The sequence below is a fragment of the Luteimonas sp. gir genome, from assembly GCF_037198055.1.
GTDB lineage: Bacteria > Pseudomonadota > Gammaproteobacteria > Xanthomonadales > Xanthomonadaceae > Luteimonas > Luteimonas citri_A.
The window spans coordinates 1-21348 of record NZ_JBBAXQ010000017.1; the positions used below are offsets into that span (position 1 = coordinate 1).

18 protein-coding genes and 2 tRNA genes are annotated in these 21348 nt (G+C 68.5%); 1 reads left to right on the forward strand and 19 read right to left on the reverse strand.

What is annotated here, in order from left to right:
• Positions 1-45: 45 nt before the first annotated feature.
• From WAF18_RS16495 to WAF18_RS16570, 16 genes are all read right to left on the reverse strand, one after another.
• Positions 46-122: transfer RNA gene (locus tag WAF18_RS16495), tRNA-Arg, on the reverse strand.
• 103 nt (positions 123-225) lie between these two features.
• Positions 226-318 (reverse strand) — tRNA-Ser (locus tag WAF18_RS16500).
• A gap of 52 nt (positions 319-370) precedes the next feature.
• Complete coding sequence (gene csrA / locus WAF18_RS16505) at positions 371-586, reverse strand: carbon storage regulator CsrA (protein ID WP_183425831.1); 216 nt, start codon at positions 584-586, stop codon at positions 371-373.
• A gap of 157 nt (positions 587-743) precedes the next feature.
• Positions 744-3386 (reverse strand): alanine--tRNA ligase, encoded by a 2643-nt coding sequence (gene alaS, locus WAF18_RS16510; protein WP_183425832.1) that lies wholly within the window; start codon positions 3384-3386, stop codon positions 744-746.
• Between the two features lie 157 nt (positions 3387-3543).
• Positions 3544-3999, reverse strand: coding sequence for a regulatory protein RecX (locus WAF18_RS16515; protein WP_337246115.1), 456 nt, complete (start codon positions 3997-3999; stop codon positions 3544-3546).
• A gap of 142 nt (positions 4000-4141) precedes the next feature.
• Positions 4142-5176, reverse strand: a complete 1035-nt coding sequence (gene recA, locus WAF18_RS16520; RefSeq protein ID WP_183425990.1) for a recombinase RecA — start codon at positions 5174-5176, stop codon at positions 4142-4144.
• Positions 5177-5371: 195 nt separating this feature from the next.
• Positions 5372-6019: a transcriptional repressor LexA gene (lexA, locus tag WAF18_RS16525; protein WP_183425833.1), complete on the reverse strand. Its 648-nt coding sequence runs from the start codon at positions 6017-6019 to the stop codon at positions 5372-5374.
• A 51-nt stretch (positions 6020-6070) separates the two neighbouring features.
• Entirely contained in the window at positions 6071-7159 is a 1089-nt protein-coding gene (truD, locus tag WAF18_RS16530; RefSeq protein WP_337246074.1) for a tRNA pseudouridine(13) synthase TruD, read from the reverse strand.
• Positions 7156-7647 (reverse strand): 2-C-methyl-D-erythritol 2,4-cyclodiphosphate synthase, encoded by a 492-nt coding sequence (gene ispF / locus WAF18_RS16535; RefSeq protein WP_183425835.1) that lies wholly within the window; start codon positions 7645-7647, stop codon positions 7156-7158. Before ispF ends, truD begins: the two co-directional genes overlap by 4 nt.
• A 91-nt stretch (positions 7648-7738) precedes the next feature.
• Positions 7739-8452 (reverse strand): 2-C-methyl-D-erythritol 4-phosphate cytidylyltransferase, encoded by a 714-nt coding sequence (gene ispD, locus WAF18_RS16540; protein WP_337246116.1) that lies wholly within the window; start codon positions 8450-8452, stop codon positions 7739-7741.
• A complete protein-coding gene (ftsB, locus tag WAF18_RS16545) occupies positions 8452-8799 on the reverse strand; it encodes a cell division protein FtsB (protein WP_183425836.1) in 348 nt (115 codons plus the stop codon). The genes ispD and ftsB overlap by 1 nt, the downstream gene beginning before the upstream one ends.
• Before the next feature lie 15 nt (positions 8800-8814).
• On the reverse strand, positions 8815-10101 hold the full coding sequence (eno, locus tag WAF18_RS16550; protein WP_337246075.1) for a phosphopyruvate hydratase: 1287 nt from the start codon (positions 10099-10101) through the stop codon (positions 8815-8817).
• Positions 10102-10231: 130 nt separating this feature from the next.
• Positions 10232-11065: a 3-deoxy-8-phosphooctulonate synthase gene (kdsA, locus tag WAF18_RS16555; protein WP_241943826.1), complete on the reverse strand. Its 834-nt coding sequence runs from the start codon at positions 11063-11065 to the stop codon at positions 10232-10234.
• On the reverse strand, positions 11065-11487 hold the full coding sequence (locus WAF18_RS16560) for a hypothetical protein (protein WP_337246076.1): 423 nt from the start codon (positions 11485-11487) through the stop codon (positions 11065-11067). Before WAF18_RS16560 ends, kdsA begins: the two co-directional genes overlap by 1 nt.
• Before the next feature lie 11 nt (positions 11488-11498).
• A complete protein-coding gene (locus WAF18_RS16565) occupies positions 11499-13163 on the reverse strand; it encodes a CTP synthase (protein ID WP_337246117.1) in 1665 nt (554 codons plus the stop codon).
• 148 nt (positions 13164-13311) lie between these two features.
• The gene (locus WAF18_RS16570) at positions 13312-13617 is read right to left on the reverse strand and encodes a hypothetical protein (RefSeq protein WP_183425840.1); all 306 of its coding nucleotides are present in this window, start codon (positions 13615-13617) and stop codon (positions 13312-13314) included.
• Positions 13618-13897: 280 nt separating this feature from the next.
• Between WAF18_RS16570 and parE the strand changes: the two genes are divergently transcribed.
• Positions 13898-15787, forward strand: a complete 1890-nt coding sequence (gene parE, locus WAF18_RS16575) for a DNA topoisomerase IV subunit B (RefSeq protein ID WP_337246078.1) — start codon at positions 13898-13900, stop codon at positions 15785-15787.
• 209 nt (positions 15788-15996) lie between these two features.
• Here parE and mdtD read toward each other — a convergent pair whose 3' ends face one another.
• From mdtD to WAF18_RS16590, 3 genes are read right to left on the reverse strand one after another with little or no spacing between them, the layout of a single operon-like run.
• Complete coding sequence (gene mdtD / locus WAF18_RS16580; protein ID WP_337246079.1) at positions 15997-17406, reverse strand: multidrug transporter subunit MdtD; 1410 nt, start codon at positions 17404-17406, stop codon at positions 15997-15999.
• A gap of 43 nt (positions 17407-17449) precedes the next feature.
• Entirely contained in the window at positions 17450-18253 is an 804-nt protein-coding gene (gene hutG, locus WAF18_RS16585; RefSeq protein ID WP_337246080.1) for an N-formylglutamate deformylase, read from the reverse strand.
• A 38-nt stretch (positions 18254-18291) separates the two neighbouring features.
• Positions 18292-21060 (reverse strand): TonB-dependent receptor, encoded by a 2769-nt coding sequence (locus tag WAF18_RS16590; protein ID WP_337246081.1) that lies wholly within the window; start codon positions 21058-21060, stop codon positions 18292-18294.
• Positions 21061-21348 lie beyond the last annotated feature (288 nt).

A 21348-nucleotide genomic window follows, 5' to 3' on the forward strand; every position in this document is an offset into this window, starting at 1 on the left:
GCAACAAAAAAGCCGACGATCTCTCGTCGGCTTCTCTGTTTGTTCTGGCGCGCCCGGAAGGATTCGAACCTCCGACCCCCAAGTTCGTAGCCTGGTGCTCTATCCAACTGAGCTACGGGCGCCTTGAACAGGAGCGGAATTTTGCAGGTAAAGCGAAATTCCGTCAATGCCTTTGCGAAGATTTTTTTCTTTCGTCGGTGTTGCCGACGTCGGAAATCCAGGCAATGGCGGAGAGTGAGGGATTCGAACCCTCGATGGAGCTTTTGACCCCATACTCCCTTAGCAGGGGAGCCCCTTCGGCCTCTCGGGCAACTCTCCGAAGCATCACGTCATGCGATCAATTGCTCGACGCGGTGCGAAGGATACCGACTCACCGCGCTTGCGGCAAATCCTCGCCCACATCGGCCTGTGCGTCGACACCTTCGCCACGATGGATCCGCTGATAGATCTCCTCGCGGTGGACGGCAACATCCTTGGGGGCAGTGATGCCGATGCGCACCTGGTTGCCCTTCACGCCCAGTACCGTCACCGAGACCGAGTCCCCAATCATCAACGTCTCACCGACGCGACGGGTCAGAATCAACATAGAAATCTCCTGAGGCCGGCGTGGAACGCCCCACCGGCGTGGCCTGCAATTCGGACCGTTCTCGACCTTGGGAACCGATTACAGACCAATTGAACCGTGAAGGATGTCGTCTCGAACGCGGCTGGTCAACCGGGTCCGAAACGTGTTTAGCGTGCGCTTATCCGATTCGCGCCCCGACCCAGGCCTCGACATCGGCCAGTGCCGACCGCAATGCGGGGCCATCCTCGCCGCCGCCCTGCGCCAGATCCGGGCGTCCACCACCCTTGCCGCCGATCCGTCCTGCGATCTCCGACAGCAGTTCGCCGGCCTTGACGCGACCGCTCGCACTGCCCGCCACACCCGCGACCAGCGCCGCCCGCCCATCGCTGGCGCCGGCGAGCACGATGACTGCATCGCCCAACTGCTGCTTGAGCCGATCGACCGCATCGCGCAGCGCCTTCGCATCGAGTCCCTCGACGCGTGCGGCCACCACTTTGATACCACCAACATCAACCGCACCTGCACCGAGGTCGGCCGTCGCACCGCTGGCCGCCTTGGCCTTGAGCGCATCGAGCTCGCGCTCGAGTTGCTTCTGCCGGTCGAGCAGCGCCCGCAGCCGCTCGCCGACCTCCGCACCGGTGCCGCCCAGCAGCCCCGCGGCCTGCCGCAGACGGTCCTCCTCGGCGCGCACATGGTCGAGTGCCGCCTGGCCGGTCAGCGCCTCGATCCGGCGCACGCCAGCCGACACACCGCCCTCGGACACCAGTTTGAACAGTCCGATGCGGCCCGTCCGGTCGACGTGGGTCCCGCCACACAGCTCGACCGACTCGCCCATCGTGACCACGCGGACGCGCTCGCCGTACTTCTCGCCGAACAGGGCCATTGCGCCGGCGTCGAGTGCGGCCTGCATGTCCATCTGTTCGATCGACACCGGATGATTCGCCCGGACCTCGACGTTGACCCGACGCTCGATCTCGGCAAGTTCGTCGGCCGCCACCGGCTGGAAGTGCGAGAAGTCGAAGCGCAGCCGCTCGGGCGCGACCAACGAGCCCTTCTGCGCGACGTGGGTACCAAGCAGGTCGCGCAATGCGCCATGCAGCAGGTGCGTCGCACTGTGATTGAGCACGATCGTGCCGCGGCGCTCGGCATCCACCACGCCATGCACACGGTCGCCGCGCCGCAGCGCGCCGCCGGCAAGCCGGCCCAGGTGGCCATGGAACTGACCGGCAAGCTTCTGCGTGTCGCCGACCTCGAAGCGCGCCCCCTCGGCCTCGAGCACGCCGGTGTCGCCGACCTGCCCGCCCGACTCGCCATAGAACGGCGTGCGGTCCAGGATCACCACCGCCTCGTCACCGGCCTCGATCGCATCGACCGGGCGGCCATCCTTGAGCAGCGCAACGACCTCCAAGCCGTCCGCCTGCGTCGCGTCATAGCCGACGAACGCGGTCGGCGAGAGCTGCGCAACCAGTTCGGCCGGCAGCGCCGTGCCCGACGCGAAGCGTCCTGCTGCGCGCGCGGTCTCGCGCTGGCGCTGCATCGCGGCGTCGAAGCCGGCCATGTCGACCTCCAGCCCGCGCTCACGCGCGATGTCGGCGGTCAGGTCGAGCGGGAAGCCATAGGTGTCGTAGAGCCGGAACGCGTCCTCGCCGGGAATCGCGCCCTGGCTGCGGGCGGCGACCTCGTCGAAGATGCGCATGCCGGCATCGAGCGTTTCGGCAAAGCGCTCCTCTTCGGCGCGCAATGCGCGTTCGACCAGCGTGCGCTTGTCGCGCAACTCCGGATATGCCTCGCCCATGGCCGCGTCGAGCGTGTCCACCATCGCGTGGAAGAACGGCTGACGCACGCCGAGCATCCAGCCGTGGCGCAACGCGCGGCGGATGATCCGGCGCAGCACGTAGCCACGCCCCTCATTGGACGGCAGCACACCGTCGACGATCAGGAAGCTGCAGGCGCGGATGTGGTCGGCGATCACGCGCAGCGACTTGTTCTCCAGGTCTGCGGTGCCGGTGAGTTCGGCGGCCTTGCGGATCAGTGCCTGAAACAGATCGATCTCGTAGTTGCTGTGCACGCCCTGCAGGATCGCCGCCAGGCGCTCCAGGCCCATGCCGGTGTCGACACACGGCGCAGGCAGCGGCGCCAACGTGCCGTCGGCCTGGCGATCGAACTGCATGAAGACCAGGTTCCAGATCTCGATGAAGCGATCGCCGTCCTCGTCCGGCGAGCCCGGCGGGCCACCGGCGATATGGTCGCCATGGTCGTAGAAGATCTCGGTACACGGACCGCAGGGGCCGGTGTCGGCCATCTGCCAGAAGTTGTCCGACGCGAACGGCGCGCCCTTGTTGTCGCCGATGCGGACGATGCGGTCCTCCGGCACGCCGACCATGTCGCGCCACAGCGCGTAGGCCTCGTCGTCAGTGTGATAGACGGTGACCAGCAGGCGTTCGGCCGGGAGCTTCCAGACCTGGGTCAGCAACTCCCAGGCCCAGGCGATCGCATCCTTCTTGAAGTAATCGCCGAACGACCAGTTGCCGAGCATCTCGAAGAACGTGTGGTGACGCGCGGTATAGCCCACCGCATCGAGATCGTTGTGCTTGCCGCCCGCACGCAGGCAGCGCTGCACGTCGGCCGCACGCACATAGCTGCGCTTCTCCGCACCCAGGAACACGTCCTTGAACTGCACCATGCCGGAGTTGGTGAACAGCAGCGTGGGATCGTTGCCCGGCACCAGGGGCGCCGACGGCACGATGGTGTGGCCCTTGCTGCGGAAGAACTCGATGAAGTCGCTGCGGATCTGCGCGGTCGTGGAACTGTGCGTGGTCATGTGCCTGGCGTGACGGGACGGGCATGCCCCAGGCCGGGAATCACCGCCGTTTGGCGGGGCCGGTCCGGAACTCGCGCCCAAGAACGGCAAGATTAGCAGGCCGATCGCCCGCGTTGGCCCAGCCGTCCACCCGGGCTCCATTGGCACGGCCGGCGATTCAGCGCTCGCGCAGGCGCCGGACCGCCGCATAGGCGAGCTCACCGCCGAACCCACGCCGGAGCAGGAAATCCACGGCCTTGCGCCGGAGCGCGGGATCGGCCTGGAGCGCGGCCCCGTCGTAGCGTCGGGCCAGCAGGTCGCAGGCCCGGGCCTCCCAGTCGCCCTCGCCATCCTCGTCCAGCGCGTCGAATGCGGCCGCGACCTGCGCCGAATCGAGCTGATGCATCGCCAGTTCGGCCTCGATACGCAGCGGTCCGTAGCCATTGCCCGCGCGCGAACGGGCCAGACTGGCCGCAAACCGGGCATCGTCCTGCCAGCCCTCGCGGGTCATCCGCTCGACCGCGGCGTCCGCGTCCTCGGTCTCGACGCCCTTGGCCACCAGTTTGCGCCGCAGCTCCAGCTGCGAATGCTCGCGCCGCACCAGCAACGACAGCGCCCGTTGCGCAGGCGTCATCTGGCAGCCGCGCCGACGCGGGGGTGCGGCCTCGACCGCATCGCCCTCGTCGGCCGCCAACGTACTGCCGCGCCCAACGTCCGGCACGGGACCGTCACGGTCCCCGATACCGGACGCGAACCGGGCCTCGGCAGCCCCGGCCTCAGTCGTCGGCGGCGTCTTCGCCATCGCCTGCCGCCACAACCGCCGGCATCAGCCGCTCGCGCAGCGCGGCCTCGAGCCGGGCGGCGACTTCCGGGTTGTCCTTGAGGTACTGGCGCGCGTTCTCCTTGCCCTGGCCGATGCGCTCGTCGCCGCAGCTGTACCAGGCACCGGCCTTGTCGACCAGCTTGGCTTCCACGCCCATGTCGATCAGTTCGCCCTCGCGGCTGATGCCCTCGCCGTAGAGGATCTCGGTGACGATCTGCTTGAACGGCGGCGCCATCTTGTTCTTGACGACCTTGATGCGCGTCTGGTTGCCGATGATCTCGTCGCCCTTCTTGATCGCGCCGATGCGGCGGATGTCCAGGCGGACCGAGGCGTAGAACTTCAGCGCGTTGCCGCCGGTGGTGGTTTCCGGGCTCTGGCCCGGCATCATGATGCCGATCTTCATGCGCAACTGGTTGATGAAGATCACCATGCAGTTGCTGCGCTTGATGTTGCCGGTGAGCTTGCGCAGCGCCTGGCTCATCAGGCGCGCCTGCAGGCCGGGCAGCTGATCGCCCATCTCGCCTTCGATCTCGGCCTTGGGCGTGAGTGCGGCGACCGAGTCGACGACCACCATGTCGACGGCGTTGGAGCGCACCAGCATGTCGGCGATCTCCAGCGCCTGCTCGCCGGTGTCGGGCTGCGACACCAGCAGGTCGTCGAGATTGACGCCGAGCTTGGTGGCGTAGCTGGGGTCGAGCGCGTGCTCGGCGTCGATGAACGCCGCGGTGCCGCCGGCCTTCTGGCACTGGGCGATCGTCTGCAGCGTCAGCGTCGTCTTGCCCGACGACTCGGGCCCGTAGATCTCGACCACTCGGCCCTTGGGCAGGCCGCCGATGCCGAGCGCGAGGTCGAGCTGCAGCGAGCCGGTGCCGATGACCTCGGCCGCCTCGGCGGTGCCGTCGCCCATGCGCATCACCGAGCCCTTGCCGAACTGCTTCTCGATCTGGCCCAGGGCGGCCGCGAGCGCGCGCTTCTTGTTCTCGTCCATCGTGGTGGTCCTTGTCATTCGTGTTCCGGGAAGTTGGAGGCATCGTCGCAGGCCTGGATCGCACAGGCTGCGACGCGATGCGGTGATCTCGATCCTGCGCCGCCATCGGCGCCCAGATCAGCGGGGGAGTCCGCGCTTGCGCCTCGGGGAACGCCCCGTCGGCCACCGGACGGCGTCCGGCTCATCGGGCCACCGTCACCGGTTCGGCCTGACGAGACCGCAGTACAGCCCCTCGATCGCGAAATCCTGGTCGGGTAGCACCTCGATCGGCGCGTAGTCGGGATTGCGCGGCAGCAGGCGGATCCGGTCCTTGCCGATCTTCAGCAGCTTGACGGTGATCGCGTCATCGAGCCTGGCGACGACGATCTGGCCCGATTGCGCGTCGCGCGTGCGGTGTACGCCGATCAGGTCGCCCTCGAAGATGCCTTCGTCGCGCATCGAATCGCCCTTGACCTTGAGCAGGTAGTCGGGCGACGGCGAGAACAGCACGCGGTCCAGGACGATGTAGTCGTCCGGGGTGGGCATGTCGTCGGGGGCGTGGGCGCCGATCGGCGTGCCGGCCGCGACCTGCCCGAGCACCGGCAATCGCAGCGCGTCGCCGGACACGACTTCCGCCAGCGCCGCGGGCTGCGGTGCGACCCGCAGCCGGATGCCGCGTGCACGGCCGGGCAGTCGCTCGATGGCGCCGGCGGCCTCGAGTGCATCGAGGTGGTACTGCGCGGCGCGGACGCCGCTGAATCCGAAGGCGCGGGCGATCTCGGTCTGCGATGGCGGCATGCCCTCGTGCTCGATGCGGTCGGCGATCATGTCGAGGATCGCGTGTTGGGTCGGCGACAGGTCCATGGTGAGTAGTATTACTACTAACAAGCACGCGAGCAAGTCCCCACAGGCGTCTCAGCCGGTCGCCTCCGGCGAAGGAGGCCGCGGCGCGGCTGCGTTGGCGATCAAGCCCAGTTCGGCGAGCACCGCGGTGGCGTAGCAACCTGGCGGCAGCGCGAATGCCACCTGCAGCACGGCCTCCCCCTGCCAGGTCCAGGCCAGCGCGCCGGGCAGCAGGCGGGTCGCGCGGCGCTCCTGGGCCAGACCGGCGCGCTCGAGCCCCTCGCGCAGCGCCAGCGCGCGCGCATCGGCCAGCGCCGCGAGCTCGATCTCGCGGGCGGCCCCGACCGCCCGTATCTCGCCCCGGCCCCACAGCGGCCCGGTCGGATGGATATCGTGCGCAGCGACCCGCGCAGCCAGCGTCTCGCTCCACGGCTCAGGGCCGAACACGCTGCGGCTGCCGTCGAGCATCCACACTTCGCCCTCGCAGCCGGTCGCCCAGGTACCGGCCGTCACGCGCGCGGCCAGCACCTGGTTGAACAGCGCCGAACGCGCCGAGGACAGCAACAGCGCACGCTGCTCCCGGCCCAGTCGGCGACGCGGCGCGGCGAAAAAGGCCAGCGCCTTGTCGACATTGCCGCCACCATGGCCGAAGCGCTGCTCGCCGAAGTAGTTGGGCACGCCGTCGGCAGCGATCGTGCGCAGCCGGGTCTCGATCGCCGCGCGGTCGCCGGCCACATTGCGCAGGGTCAGCGCGAAGCGATTGCCGGCCAGCGCACCGCGCGGCAGCTTGCGCGCATGCCGCGACGTCGCGAGCACCCGCAGCCCCTGGTCGGCCCCCTCGCCCATCGCCTCCAGTGCCGCGATGTCCGGATCCTCGCGGCCGGGCAATTGCACGGTGAAGCGCTGGGTGGTCAACGCGTGGCGGTCCTTGAGCCCGGCGAAGCCGACCGCACGCTCGTCGACGCCGGCCCACTGCGCGAGCAGCCGGGCGACGAAGGCGGTGTTCATGCCGCGCTTTTCGATCGTCAGCAGCAGGTGTTCGCCGCTGCCCGAAGGCGCGAAGGCGTCGAGCTCGTCGACCCGGAAATCCTCGGCGTCCTGGCGGATCGTCGCCGACAATGCCGTCTCGCCATGGGCGCGCGGCAGCGCGGGCGCGCTCACGCAGCGACGAGCAGGCAGGCGGCCTGCGCGGCGATGCCTTCGCCGCGTCCGGTGAAGCCGAGCGTTTCGCTGGTCGTGGCCTTGACGCTGACGCAGTCCAGCGCGATTCCGAGGTCGGCGGCGATCGCCTCGCGCATCGCCTGCGCGTGCGGGCCGACCTTCGGCCGCTCGCAAATCACGGTGACGTCGGCATTGCCGACCCGCCATCCGCGTTCGCCCAGCAGCGCGTTGCAATGCCGCAGCAGCGCGCGGCTGTCGGCGCCTTTCCAGCGGTCGTCGCTGGGCGGGAAATGCACGCCGATGTCGCCCAGCGCAAGCGCGCCGAGCATCGCATCGCACAGGGCGTGCAGCGCGACGTCGCCGTCGCTGTGGGCGAGCACGCCGCGTACGTGCGGCACGCGCACGCCACCGATCATCACGTGGTCGCCGTCGCCGAACGCGTGGACGTCGAAGCCCTGGCCGATGCGGAAACGGGGCGTGTCGGACATGGCGGGCACCTGCGCAGAAGGGGGCCGCAGCTTGCCATGGTTCGCCGGCAAGACAAGCGCCGAGCGCGTGCAGCGCCGCGCGGGCGCGGCCTCAGCTGCGCTGCGAGAGCTCGAAAGCGAAGCGGGCCAGGTCGGCCGGGGTGGTGATCTTGAAGTTGTCGTCGCGGCCCTCGACCAGCAGCGGACGGGCCCCCTGACGCTCCATCGCCATCGCCTCGTCGGTCACGGTGACACCGGCCGCATGCGCGGCTTCGAGCGCACGCCCCAGTTGCAGGCGGCGGAACAGCTGGGGGGTCAACGCGCGCCACAGCCGCTCGCGCGGCTCGGTGCCGTCGATGCCGCCATCGTCGCCGGCCCGCTTGAGGGTGTCGCGCACCGGCGCGGCAAGAATGGCGCCGACCGGATCGGTGCGCCCGCGCTCGAGCAAGGCGTCGAGGTCGGTGGCGGCGAGGTTCGGCCGCGCCGCGTCATGGACGAGCACGAAGTCGTCCGCGCGCACAGTGTCGGGCAGTGCGTGCAGTCCGGCGAGCACCGAGTCGGCACGGCTGTCGCCGCCGTCGGCCCGCAGCAACGGCGTGTCGCCAAGCGCCGACCTCAGCAGGTCGAGATCCACGGCGTCGCTGGCGGCCAGCACGAGCACGATGCCGGCCACGCCCGGGTGGCCGGCCAAGCACGTCAGCGTATGCGCCAGCACGCTGCGCCCCCCGACCTCCAGGTATTGCTTGGGCACGTCGCCGCCGAAGCGCGTGCCACGGCCTGCGGCGGGCACGATGGCCCACAGCCCGCCGCGCGCGGGCTCGGCGATCACCGGGCCTCTCCTTCCTGCGCGTCCGGGGCGGCCGTGTGCTCGGCCGGCAACGGCGCCACCCGCGCATCGTCGACCACCCGGTAGAAGGTCTCACCGGGCTTGATCATGCCCAGCTCGCCGCGCGCGCGTTCCTCGATCGCGGCTTCGCCGGATTTCAGGTCGGCGACCTCGGCGGCCAGCGCGTCGTTGCGCTGCTGCAGGCCTTCGTTCTGCCGGGCCTGCGCCTCGACCCGCGCACGCAACTCCTCGACCTGCGTCGTCCCGCCGACGCCGTACCACAGCCGGTACTGCAGCCAGCCCAGCAGGACGCTCAGCATCAGCAGGACGACGAGGATCGCGCGCATGGCGGTGTCCCGGGATCAGCGCTTGAGCGAGACGAACGCGTCGCGGCCGGCGTAACGCGCCTGTCCGCCCAGCGCCTCCTCGATCCGCAGCAACTGGTTGTACTTGGCGACACGGTCGCTGCGGCACAGCGAGCCGGTCTTGATCTGCGTGGCGGTGGTGGCGACCGCGATATCGGCGATCGTCGTGTCCTCGGTCTCGCCGGAGCGATGCGACACGATCGCCGCATAGCCCGCCGCGTCGGCCATCGCGATCGCCTCGAGGGTTTCGCTCAGCGTGCCGATCTGGTTGACCTTGATCAGGATGGCGTTCGCGGTCTGCGAGTCGATGCCTTCCTTGAAGATGCGCGGGTTGGTCACGAACAGGTCGTCGCCGACCAGTTGCACCTTCTGGCCGATGCGCTCGGTCAGCAGCTTCCAGCCCGCCCAATCGTCCTCGGCCATGCCGTCCTCGATCGTGACGATCGGGTACTGCGCGGCCCAGTCGGCGAGGAAGTCGACGAACTGCTCGCCGCTCAGACGCTTGCCCTCGCCCACCAGGTGGTACTTGCCGTTGTCGTGGAACTCGCTCGAGGCCACGTCCAGGCCCAGCAGCACGTCTTCGCCTGCGGCGTAGCCGGCCTTGCCGATCGCCTCGAGGATGGTGTCGAGCGCCTCGACGTTGCTGCGGAAGTCCGGGGCGAAGCCGCCCTCGTCGCCCACCGCCGTGCTCAGACCGTGGCCCTTGAGCACCGACTTGAGCGCGTGGAAGATCTCGGTGCCGGCGCGCAGCGACTCGGAGAAGCTCGAAAAGCCGACCGGCAGGACCATGAATTCCTGGAAGTCGACATTGTTGTCGGCATGCGCGCCGCCATTGATGATGTTCATCATCGGCACCGGCAGCACCGGTGCGCGGTCGCCGGCCAGGTGCTTCCACAGTGGCACCTTCTTCGAAGCGGCCAGCGCGTGGGCGTTCGCCAGCGACACGCCCAACAGCGCGTTCGCGCCCAGCCGGCCCTTGTTCTCGGTGCCGTCGAGGTCGATCAGCCGCTTGTCCAGCCCGGCCTGGTCGGTCGCGTCGAAGCCGGCCAGCGCCTCGGCGATCGCGCCGTTGACGTTGGCCACCGCCTTGGTCACGCCCTTGCCCAGGTAGCGGGTGCGGTCGCCGTCGCGCAGCTCCACGGCCTCGCGGGCACCGGTCGATGCGCCCGAGGGCACCATCGCGCGGCCGAAGCTGCCATCGGCCAGGGTGACTTCCGCTTCCAGGGTCGGGTTGCCGCGCGAATCGAGGATTTCACGGGCGTGGATCTTGGCGATTGTGGTCATGGGCTCGCTGTGTCGTGTTGGACGGAGAATTCAGGGAAACGCATTGTGGCCGCAGAGGTCCGCCGATGGTGCGGGACGCGGCGGGACCCTTGGATCCGCCGGTCCGCGCCTTCGGTCCGTGCCGGGCGGCTCAGAGTTCGGTTTCGAGCAGGCCGTGGCGCTTGGTGATCGCGTCGAGCTCGAGCATGGTCTCCAGCAGCGCGCGCATCCGGTCCAGCGGCCAGGCATTGGGGCCGTCGCTGAGTGCCTCGGCCGGACGCGGGTGGGTCTCCATGAACACGCCCGCGACGCCGACCGCGACCGCCGCCCGCGCGAGCACCGGCACGAACTCGCGCTGACCGCCGCTGGATGTGCCCTGCCCGCCGGGCAACTGCACCGAATGGGTCGCGTCGAACACGACCGGGCAGCCGGTGTCGCGCATCACGGCAAGCGAGCGCATGTCCGAGACCAGGTTGTTGTAGCCGAAGCTCGCACCGCGCTCACAGACCATGATCGCGTCGTTGCCGGTGGACTTCGCCTTCTCGACGACCGGCTTCATGTCCCATGGCGAGAGGAACTGGCCCTTCTTGATGTTGACCGGCTTGCCAGCACTGCAGACCTTCTTGATGAAGTCGGTCTGGCGTACCAGGAAGGCCGGCGTCTGCAGCACGTCGACGACGCTGGCGACCTCGTCCATCGGCGTGTATTCGTGGACATCGGTGAGCACCGGCACGCCGATCTGCCGCTTGACCTCGGCCAGCACCCGCAGCCCCTCTTCCATCCCCGGGCCACGGAAGCTGGTGCCGGAGGTGCGGTTGGCCTTATCGAAGCTGGACTTGAAGATGAAGGGGATGCCCAGCGCACCGGTGATCTCCTTGAGCTGGCCGGCGACATCGAGCTGCAACTGCTCGCTCTCGATCACGCAGGGCCCGGCAATCAGGAAGAACGGCCGGTCGAGACCGACGTCGAAGCCACACAGTTTCATCAGTTTTCCTCCAACTGCCAGCAATCGCCCGCCGAGATCGTGGCGATCTCACGAAGGGGGCAATGCTCGTCGTTCAATAGCGGGGGATCCATCAACACGTAGCACGCGGTTCCCGGATTCTGGAACTCAAGGCGCGGGCAACCCGGCACCTCAAAGCTGAATCCACCGCGACCCGGCGCCAGGCCTTGCATCCGATCGAAACCCGCTCCAGCGACCTCGACAGGCGTTTGCGAAGCCTCGTCGATGATCCAGCGCACGGCGCCTTCTTCCTCGACCTTGATCACGCCGCGTCTGACGGAGGCCGCCGATTCGTTGACCGATGCAGCAGCGACATCAGCCGCTTGATCCGACTTGGGAGGATCTGAAGCTTCGTCATCCGCGCAACCGACCAGCAGTGCAGCGGGGAGCACCACTGCGAACAAGGCCGATCGCCTCACGCCTGCGCTTCCTTGAGCAGCTTGCCGCCGGCCTTCTTCTCGCGCGCGGCGCGGATGAAGCCGATGAACAGCGGGTGGCCGGTGCGCGGCGTGGACAGGAATTCGGGGTGCGCCTGGCAGGCGATGAACCACGGGTGGTCGGGCAGCTCGATCATCTCGACCAGCAGGTCGTCCATCGACTTGGCCGAGATCACCAGGCCCGCGTCCTCGAGCTGGGTGCGGTAACGGTTGTTGAACTCGTAGCGATGGCGGTGACGCTCGCCGACGATGTCCTTGCCGTACAGCGCGCGGGCGCAGGTGCCGGGCTTGAGCCGCTGTTCCTGCAGGCCCAGGCGCATCGTGCCGCCCAGGTCGCTGGCCTCGCTGCGCCGCTCGAGCTCGCCGGACTGGGTGCGCCACTCGGTGATCAGGCCGATCACCGGGTGCGGCGACTGGCGGTCGTTCTCGGTGCTGTTGGCGCCTTCGAGCCCGGCGAGATTGCGGGCCACGTCGACCACCGCCGCCTGCATGCCGTAGCAGATGCCAAAGTACGGCAGGCCGGTGGTGCGTGCGTACTCGGACGCCAGCACCTTGCCCTCGAAGCCGCGATCGCCGAAGCCGCCGGGCACGAGCACGCCGTCGACATCGGCCAGCCACGCAGCCGCGCCGTCGCGCTCGATGTCCTGCGACTCGATCCACTTCAGGCTCACGCGCGTGCGCTGGCGGATGCCGCCGTGCTTGAGCGCTTCACCGACCGACTTGTAGGCGTCCTTGTGGTCGACATACTTGCCGACGACCGCGATCGTGACCTCGTCGAGCGGGCGCTCGACCGCGTCGACGACGTCCAGCCACTCCGACAGATCGGCGGTCGGCGCCGCCTTGGCGTCCAGGCCCAGGCGCTGGACGATCAGCTGGTCCAGACCCTGGGCATGCAGCCACATCGGGATCTTGTGGATGTTGTCCAGGTCGACCGCCGAGATCACCGCCTTCTCGGAGACGTTGGTGAACGAGGCGATCTTGCGCCGCTCGCCGTCGGGCAGTGGCTGCTCGCTGCGGCACAGCAGCACGTCGGGCTGGATGCCGATCGAGCGCAGTTCCTTGACCGAGTGCTGGGTGGGCTTGGTCTTCAGCTCGCCGGCCGCGGCGATGAACGGCACCAGCGTCAGGTGCATGAACACCGCTTTCTCGCTGCCGCGGTCGGTGCGGATCTGGCGGATCGCCTCCAGGAACGGCAGCGATTCGATGTCGCCGACCGTGCCGCCGATCTCCACCAGCGCCACGTCGAAGCCCTGGGTGGCCTGGTCGATCGCGCGCTTGATCGCATCGGTGATGTGCGGGATCACCTGCACCGTCGCGCCCAGGTAGTCGCCGCGGCGCTCCTTGCGGATCACGCTCTCGTAGATCTTGCCGGTGGTGATCGAGTTCTTGCCCGAGAGGCGGACGTTGATGAACCGCTCGTAGTGGCCCAGGTCCAGGTCGGTCTCGGCACCGTCGTCGGTCACGTAGACCTCGCCGTGCTGGAACGGGCTCATCGTGCCCGGATCGACGTTGATGTAGGGATCGAGCTTCATCATCGTCACCCGCAGGCCGCGGGCTTCGAGGATGGCGGCCAGGGACGCTGCGGCGATGCCCTTCCCGAGGGAAGAGACCACGCCGCCGGTCACGAATACGAGCGGAGTGATGGAGCTGGTGGGGAGCGTCATGAGAACAGCGGTCGCTGGAAAGCCCCATTCTACAGGCTGCGGCGCCGCCGCGCTGGCGCCGATGCCCAACAAGCGAATGCCCCGGCAGGCCGGGGCATTCGCGGGCTGGAAACAGGAGACCGGCCGGTCAAACCGGCACGTCGGCCTGGTCGGTCGCTTGCTCGGACGCCTCGGTGTCGAGCTTCGCTGCGTCCCCGGCTTCGTCCTCGACATCCTGCGCCTCGTTCATCGCATCGGATGCATAGGTCTCGGCGGCGGCATTCTCGGCGGCCTGGGCGGCGGCCTCGGCGGTCTGCGCGTCCTGTTCGGCCTGCTGCGCCGCGACCTCTGCCTGGCGGACCTGCTGTTGGACGTCCTGGGCATCCTGCGCGAAGGCAGGGGCGGCGAAGGCGGTGGCAGCGGCGACAGCGAACAGCAGGGTGCGGGTCTTCATGGGTGGTTCTCCAATGCGGGACAAATCCCGGTTGCGATACCTCGATGATGGGTGCGCCCTAGGGGCGCGGCGTGCCGGTTGGAAGCGGCGACGGGTCCAACCTAGCCACGCGCGACCGGCCTCAAACTGAACAACTGGCCTCTTACATCAGCTGCACACGGGCTTAACGAATGCGAAAACGATTACATCGCGTCGTGGCGCGCTTGTGCCCGGTTGGCTGTCCGAATCGGTGCCCTGGCAATTCCTTTACCATGCGCCGACCTCCCCGCAGCATCACCGCATGAACAACCGCTACAACGCCGCCGACATCGAAGTGCTCTCGGGCCTGGACCCGGTCAAGCGCCGCCCGGGCATGTACACCGACACCGCGCGCCCGAACCATCTGGCGCAGGAGGTCATCGACAACGCGGTCGACGAGGCGCTGGCCGGGCATGCACGCGGCATCGAAGTGCGGCTCTACGCCGATGGCAGCTGCGAGGTCGCCGACGATGGCCGCGGCATGCCGGTGGACATCCATCCCGAGGAGAAGATCCCGGGCGTGGAACTGATCCTCACGCGGCTGCACGCGGGCGGCAAGTTCAACAACCGCAACTACACCTTCAGCGGCGGCCTGCACGGCGTCGGCGTCAGTGTGGTCAATGCGCTCTCGACCCTGGTCGAGGTGCATATCAAGCGCGAGGGCAGCGAGCACCGCATTACCTTCCGCGACGGCGATCGCGCCACGCCGCTGGAAGTGGTCGGCAGCGTCGGCCGCAAGAACACCGGCACGCGGGTGCGTTTCTGGCCCGACCCGAAGTATTTCGACTCGCCGAAGTTCAGCGTGCGGGCCCTGCGCCATCTGCTGCGCGCCAAGGCGGTGCTGTGCCCCGGCCTGCGCGTCACCTTGCACGACGAGGCCAGCGGCGAGCGCGATGAGTGGTACTACGAGGACGGCCTGCGCGATTACCTGCGCGGCGCGCTCGAGGGGCGCGAACTGCTGCCGCCCGACCTGTTCGTCGGCGGACTGGGCCGCGAGACCGAGACTGTCGACTGGGCGGTCGCGTGGCTGCCCGAGGGCGAGCTGGTCCAGGAGAGCTACGTCAACCTGATCCCGACCGCGCAGCACGGCACCCACGTCAACGGCCTGCGCACCGGCTTCACCGATGCGCTGCGCGAATTCTGCGATTTCCGCAGCCTGCTGCCGCGCGGGGTCAAGCTCGCGCCCGAGGACGTCTGGGACCGCGTCGCGTTCGTGCTGTCGCTGAAGATGACCGACCCGCAGTTCAGCGGCCAGACCAAGGAGCGCCTGTCGTCGCGGCAGGCGGCCGGCTTCGTCGAGGGCGCCGCGCACGACGCGTTCTCGCTATGGCTCAACCAGCACGTCGAACTGGGCGAGCGGATCGCGCAGTTGGCGATCGAGCGCGCGAGCGCGCGGCTGAAGACCGAGAAGCAGATCGTCCGCAAGAAGGTCACCCAGGGCCCTGCCCTGCCCGGCAAGCTGGCCGACTGCATCAGCCAGGATCTCTCGCGTACCGAGCTGTTCCTTGTCGAAGGCGACTCGGCCGGCGGCAGCGCCAAGCAGGCGCGCGACAAGGATTTCCAGGCGATCCTGCCGCTGCGCGGCAAGATCCTCAACACCTGGGAAGTGGCCAGCACCACCGTGCTCGGCTCGGAGGAAGTGCACAACCTCGCGGTCGCGATCGGCTGCGACCCGGGCAAGGACGACATCGCCGGGCTGCGCTACGGCAAGGTCGTGATCCTGGCCGACGCCGACTCCGACGGCCTACACATCGCCACACTGCTCAGTGCGCTGTTTCTGCGCCATTTCCCGGCACTGGTCGCGGCCGGCCATGTGTTCGTCGCGATGCCGCCGCTGTTCCGCGTCGACGTCGGCAAGCAGGTGTTCTACGCGCTCGACGAGGAGGAGAAGCGACTGCTGCTGGAGAAGATCGAGCGCGAAAAGCTCAAGGGGCAGGTCAATGTCACCCGCTTCAAGGGCCTGGGCGAGATGAATCCCTCGCAGCTGCGCGAATCGGCGATCCATCCCGACACCCGGCGCCTGGTGCAACTGACCGTGGACGACGACCTGGAGACGCGCTCGCTGATCGACATGTTGTTGGCGAAGAAGCGGGCCGGAGATCGGAAGGCGTGGCTGGAGACGAAGGGCGATCTGGCAACACTGGAGGTTTGACGGCAATTCATCCCGTCCTGCCGTGGCGACGGCCCAAGCCATCCCACACCGGAACGTGATGCGTGGCGCGGTTGGAGACCAAGGGGGGTCTGGCGACTTGGAAGTCTGACCGCGATGCATGCCGCCCTGCCGCACTGATGGGCTGGACGAAAAATCGACTCTGACCCCGATTTTGGAAATTCAACTCTGACCCTGGTTTTGGCGCGGCCTCAGCCCTGATCGGCCTGGCCGACCGCCTGCTCCGGAATGCGCCGGGTGCGGCCGAGTTGGGCGAAGATCCCGGCCGAGACCATCGTGAGCGCACCGACGCAGACGAACGTCCAGCGAAATGCGGCGATGACCGGCTCGCCGCCGCCCGACTCGCCGAAGGCGGCCAGCAGGCCGCCGGCGGTCGCGACTCCGAGGCTCATCGCCAGCATCATCACCATCGACAGCAGGCTGTTGCCGGCACTGGCGTGCTCGCCGTCGAGGTCGCGCAGCGTCAAGGTGTTCATCGCAGTGAACTGCAGCGAGTTGACCGCGCCGAAGCACGCAAGCTGGACGATCTGCAGCCACAGCGGCTGGCCCGGATGCACCAGCGCGAAGCTCGCCATCGCCAGCCCGGTCAACAGGGTGTTGATCACCAGCACCTTGCGGTAGCCGAAGCGCTGCACCAGCGGCACCACGATGCGCTTGGAGAACATGCCCGCGACCGCGACCGGAATCATCATCATGCCCGCGCGCGCCGGCGGCACGCCCAGACCGACCTGCAGCAGCAACGGGATCAGATACGGCATGCCGCCGCTGCCCAGCCGCGCGAACAGATTGCCGAGCACGCCGACACTGAAAGTCCGCACCCGGAACAGCGACAGCGGGAACAACGGCGCCGCGGCGCGGGCAGCGTGCAGCCAATAGGCGACCAATGCGCCGAAGCCGGCGACGAGGAGCACGACCAGCGCCGGGCCACGGGCGGCGTGTCCCGACAACGCGTCGACCGACAGCGATACCGCCGCCATGCCGAAGGCCAGCAGGCCGTAGCCAAGCAGATCGAAGCGCGACACCGACGCGCGCAGGTCGGGCATCAGCCGGAGCGTGGCCAGCGCGCCGGCCACGCCCAACGGCAGGTTGATCAGGAAGATCCAGTGCCAGCTCGCGACCTCGACCAACCAGCCACCGAGCGACGGCCCGATCAACGGCCCGATCAGGCCCGGCACGGTGACGAAGGTCATCGCGGCGAGGAACTCGGTCCGCGGCACTGCGCGCAGCACCGCGAGCCGGCCGATCGGCAGCAACATGGCGCCGCCCACGCCCTGCAGCACGCGCGAGGCGACCAGCGCCTGCAGCGTCTGCGACAGCGCACAGGCCAACGAGCCCAAGGTGAAGACGATGATCGCGGCCAGGAACACGCGCCGGGTGCCGAAGCGATCGGCCAGCCAGCCCGAGGCCGGGATCAGCACCGCGACCGTCAGCGCATAGGCCACCACTACCGCCTGCATCCGCAGCGGCGACTGGTCGAGACTGGCGGCCATGGCCGGCAGCGCGGTGTTGACGATCGTGGTGTCCAGCATCTGCATGAACACCGCCGCCGCGACCAGCCACAGCATCGGCCGGTGGGGGCGCAGGACATCGGGTCGCTTCATGGCGTCCAGCATGCGGCCTTGGCCGTCACGGTTCCGCCAAGTGTCAGCCGGTCCGACTGCCCTGCGCGTGGGCGATCGCGGTCTGAAGCAGGCGCTGCAGAAGCGGCTGCAGCGCCGCGGCCCGGGCCGCGTCCCAGGCGAAGCTGGCCTCGTCCATGTAGCAGCGCTGGCTGATCTCCAGCTGGACCGCCTCGATGCCGTCGTCGGGCGCGGCGTAGTGCCGGGTGATGTAACCGCCGCGGAAGCGGCCGTTGGCGACCCATTCGTAGTCCGACTGGCCCTCGAGCAAGCCGGAGATCCGCGCTTCAAGCGCCAGGCTGCAGCTGGTGCCGGCAGCGGTACCGAGGTTGAGATCGGGCAGGCGCCCCTCGAACAGGAACGGCAGGGTGCCGCGGATCGAATGGCCCTCCCACAGCACTACGCGCCGATGCCGGGAGCGCAGGCGGGCGAGTTCATCGCGCAAGGCGGCATGATAGGGCCGCCAGTAACGGTCGACCCGCGCCGCGATCTCGTCCGCGTCCGGCGCGGCTCCGTCGAGATAGACCGGCCCGCCGTCGAAGCGCACCTGCGGACACAGCCCAGTGGTGTTCTGCCCCGGATACAGCGACGTGTCGTCCTCCGGTCGGTTGAGGTCGATCACGTAGCGCGAGTAGCGCGGCACGAGGATCGAGGCACCGAGCGCGCGCGCGAAGGCGTACAGCCGGGACACGTGCCAGTCGGTATCCGGGACGGCCCGGGCCTCGGGGGTGAGGCGCTGTGCGATGTCGTCGGGCAGCCGGGTGCCGTCATGCGGCAGGCTGACCAGCAGCGGCGCGGTGCCGCGATGGAGTTCGAGGATATCGGCCATGGCCCATTGTAGGGCCCCCGCGCCGCCGCCATCGCGCACTAGAGATCCATCGACCATTCCATCTGCAGCGAACGCCCCAGGGCGTTGTAGAGCCCACGGTCGTAGAACGGCCAGTTGCCATTGGTACGGTCCACCGGCGGCTTGCGGTTGGCGATGTTGTTGACCGAGAACAGCACGCCGTAACGCTCGCCGAAGCGGTAGGAGACACTGCCGTTGAAGGTCGTCCACGGGCCGATGTCGCGGGCGCGGCCGGCCGCGTTCCAACTGCGGGCATTGCGCACGCCCCACAACGTCGCGGCGAGCGGGCCGCGGTTCCAGGCGATGCTGGCGGTGGTGCGGTGCTGCAGTTCGTTGGAGTTGGCGCAGCACAGCAGATCCTCGACCGGATCGTCGGCCTGCGGCTGGCGGTCGTGGCTGAGCGTGCGGTAGTAGCCCAGGTCGATATCGAAGTCGCCGACGTTGCCGGCCGTCCAGCGATAGCGTGCCGCCGCCTGCACGCCGGTCTGGCGCTGGCGCGCGAGATTGATCGGATAAGTACGAACTTCCGCGACCCCGTTGGGATCGACCGGATCGCTGTCCGGTCGCCGCTGGACCTGGGCGATCACGTCGCGACAGGTCGGCGAATCGATGTCATAGCGGGTCTGCCCGTTCTCCGACACGCCCAGCCGGCAGTTGGCCTCCAGCTCCAGGATATCGGCGATGCCCAAAAGTTCGACCTCGTCCTCGATCTCGATCGCGTTGTAGTCGAGCGACATCGTCAGCGCGTTGCCTGGCGTCGACCACACCACGCCGTAGGTGAACGTCCGCGCGGTGATGTCGCGCAGGTCACGGTTGCCCTGCCCCAGATGCCGGGTGGACTGGTCGGCCTGCGGGCAGGCCTCGTAGTCGTCGACGCCATAGCCCGCCTGCCGGCAGCGGTAATAGTCGGTGGTGGTGGTGAACCCGCTGGTCTCCGATGCGTAGAGGTAGAACATGTCCGGCGAGCGGAACGCGGTGGCGTAGCTGCCGCGCAGCAGCAGGTTGTCCAGCGGGCGGAACTCCAGGCCGGCCTTCCAGGTGGGCTTGCCGTTGCCGCCGCCGCCATCGAGCGCGTACTTGTCGTAGCGCCCCGACAGGTTGATGTCGAAGTTTCCGGTCACCGGCACCTGGAACTCGACGCCGGCCGCGTAGAGGTCGCGCTCGCCACGGGCGATCGTGCCACCGCCGGCGTTGCGGAACAGGTCGCGCGCATCGGCCGACTGCGAGCGGTTGGAGAAGCGCTCGCGCTGGCCCTGCACGATCGCCGCGAAGCCCACCGGGCCGGCGGGCAACGTGAACAGCTCGGCATGGGTGAGCAGCGCCGTGCCGCCTTGGTTCCAGGCGGTGGACTTGGCGCGATTGATCGCGCTCCAGGCGTCGTACTGCTCGGGCGTGATCGGCCGGTACAGGGTCGCCTCGTCGGGGGCGTAAATCGGATATCCGGCCGCGTCCACACCCAGCTTCGGCCCCAGGTAATGGTCATCGACGCCGTTGCGCGCGAGGAAGTCCGTGGCCTTGCGGATGGCCCCGGTGCCCGAACGGTTGAGATACACGTCGTAGTCGAAGCCGCTGTCGCCCAGTGTGCCGCGCACACCGGCCGCGACGTTGTAGCTGCGGGTGTAGACGCGCTGATCCTTGGCGTGCAGCCCCACTTCCTCGGGCGCGAAGATGCGCTGCCACTGTTCATAGCGGCCGGTGGTCTGGTTGTAGAAGCTCTGGTTCCACGACGGGCTGCCGCCGGTGTACGCCGGCCGGCTGTAGCTGAGCAGCACATCGGTATAGAACTCGGCGTGCTCGCCAAGCGCACGGCGCAGGAACAGGCTGCCGCTGGCACTCTCCGACTCGCTGAGCAGCGAAGCCGTGCCGACATTGCGCAGACTTCCGCAGTAGCGGCCGCCCCCGTCGATGTCGCGCAATGCGTACTCGGTGCTGCCGCCGTAGAGATACGACAGCGGCGCGCAGGTCGCTGCGCCGGGGTCGATGTAGCCCGTCGCACCGGCGGTCAGATCCTGGCGCAGGAACGTGCGCGCCGGATCGACCGGGCCGGTCGGATTGTCGGCCGCGCTGTCGGTGGCATCGCGCTCGAAGGCATAGATCGGCTTCTGCGTTTCGTACTGCAAGCCGTAGCTGATGTCCCAGCCCGCGAACGCATGGCCGGCGCTGAACTGCAACCGGTGATTCTCGCCACCGCCGTCGCTGTAGCCGCCGACGCGATAGCGCGCATGCACGCCCTCGATGCGGTCCTTGAGCACGATGTTGACCACGCCGGCAATCGCCGCCGAGCCGTAGACCGACGATTGCCCGCCAGTCAGCACATCGACCCGCTCGACCATGCCCATCGGGATGTTGGCGATATCGACAATGCTGGTATTGCCGTTGTAGCCCAGTGGGTAGCTGTTGACGGGCCGGCCGTTGATCAGCGTGAGCGTGTAGCTCGGCGACAGGCCGAACAGGCTCACGGTCTTGGCGCCGGGCGTGTAGGTGCCGGTGCTTTGCGCGTCCTGGACGGGCCCACTGGACTGCGGCAACGCGCGCAACGCGTCGAAGAGGTTGGTGAAGCCCTGCTGCTCCATCTGCTCGGCGGTGATCGTGGTCACCGGCGACGGCCCTTCGATCTGCGCACGTGGGATCAGCGACCCGGTGACCCGGATTGCATCGATGTCGGTGGGTTGTCCCGTCGGCCGGGCGGCCTCCAGCGGCTCTGCGGGCGACGGGGCGGGTGTCTGTGCGGACACGGTGCCCGACACCAGAGCCACGGCGATCAACATCGACAAGGGACGGCTGCGCATCTGATCTCTCCCATCAGGACGTGAGGCACGGCCGGCGTGCGCGCCGGCGTGTCGTGGCACCGCGGTGCCGGATCGTTCGCATGTCGCCATGTCTTCGCCGCCGGGAAACACCGGCAGCGAACGCTTGGCCGGACGCTGCCGCCCCCTCGGCAGCGTCCGGCCAATAGATTTAATCGTTTCAAATAGCAGTGTCACGCTGCACTGCGGCAAGCATGTTCGCGATTCGAGGCACGCGAGCGGCGAGCAACAGCGACACCAGGCGCTTGGGCGAAGCCGGTTTCAAGCGCT

Bases quoted from the DNA above. Each gene is read 5' to 3' on its own strand.
- csrA (WP_183425831.1), bottom strand. From the start codon at position 586: ATGTTGATTCTGACCCGTCGCGTCGGTGAGACGTTGATGATTGGGGAC.
- alaS (WP_183425832.1), bottom strand. From the start codon at position 3,386: ATGACCACGCACAGTTCCACGACCGCGCAGATCCGCAGCGACTTCATC.
- WAF18_RS16515 (WP_337246115.1), bottom strand. From the start codon at position 3,999: ATGACGCCTGCGCAACGGGCGCTGTCGTTGCTGGTGCGGCGCGAGCAT.
- recA (WP_183425990.1), bottom strand. From the start codon at position 5,176: ATGGACGAGAACAAGAAGCGCGCGCTCGCGGCCGCCCTGGGCCAGATC.
- lexA (WP_183425833.1), bottom strand. From the start codon at position 6,019: ATGGACCTGTCGCCGACCCAACACGCGATCCTCGACATGATCGCCGAC.
- ispF (WP_183425835.1), bottom strand. From the start codon at position 7,647: ATGTCCGACACGCCCCGTTTCCGCATCGGCCAGGGCTTCGACGTCCAC.
- ftsB (WP_183425836.1), bottom strand. From the start codon at position 8,799: ATGCGCGCGATCCTCGTCGTCCTGCTGATGCTGAGCGTCCTGCTGGGC.
- eno (WP_337246075.1), bottom strand. From the start codon at position 10,101: ATGACCACAATCGCCAAGATCCACGCCCGTGAAATCCTCGATTCGCGC.
- kdsA (WP_241943826.1), bottom strand. From the start codon at position 11,065: ATGAAACTGTGTGGCTTCGACGTCGGTCTCGACCGGCCGTTCTTCCTG.
- WAF18_RS16570 (WP_183425840.1), bottom strand. From the start codon at position 13,617: ATGAAGACCCGCACCCTGCTGTTCGCTGTCGCCGCTGCCACCGCCTTC.
- parE (WP_337246078.1), top strand. From the start codon at position 13,898: ATGAACAACCGCTACAACGCCGCCGACATCGAAGTGCTCTCGGGCCTG.
- mdtD (WP_337246079.1), bottom strand. From the start codon at position 17,406: ATGAAGCGACCCGATGTCCTGCGCCCCCACCGGCCGATGCTGTGGCTG.
- hutG (WP_337246080.1), bottom strand. From the start codon at position 18,253: ATGGCCGATATCCTCGAACTCCATCGCGGCACCGCGCCGCTGCTGGTC.
- WAF18_RS16590 (WP_337246081.1), bottom strand. From the start codon at position 21,060: ATGCGCAGCCGTCCCTTGTCGATGTTGATCGCCGTGGCTCTGGTGTCG.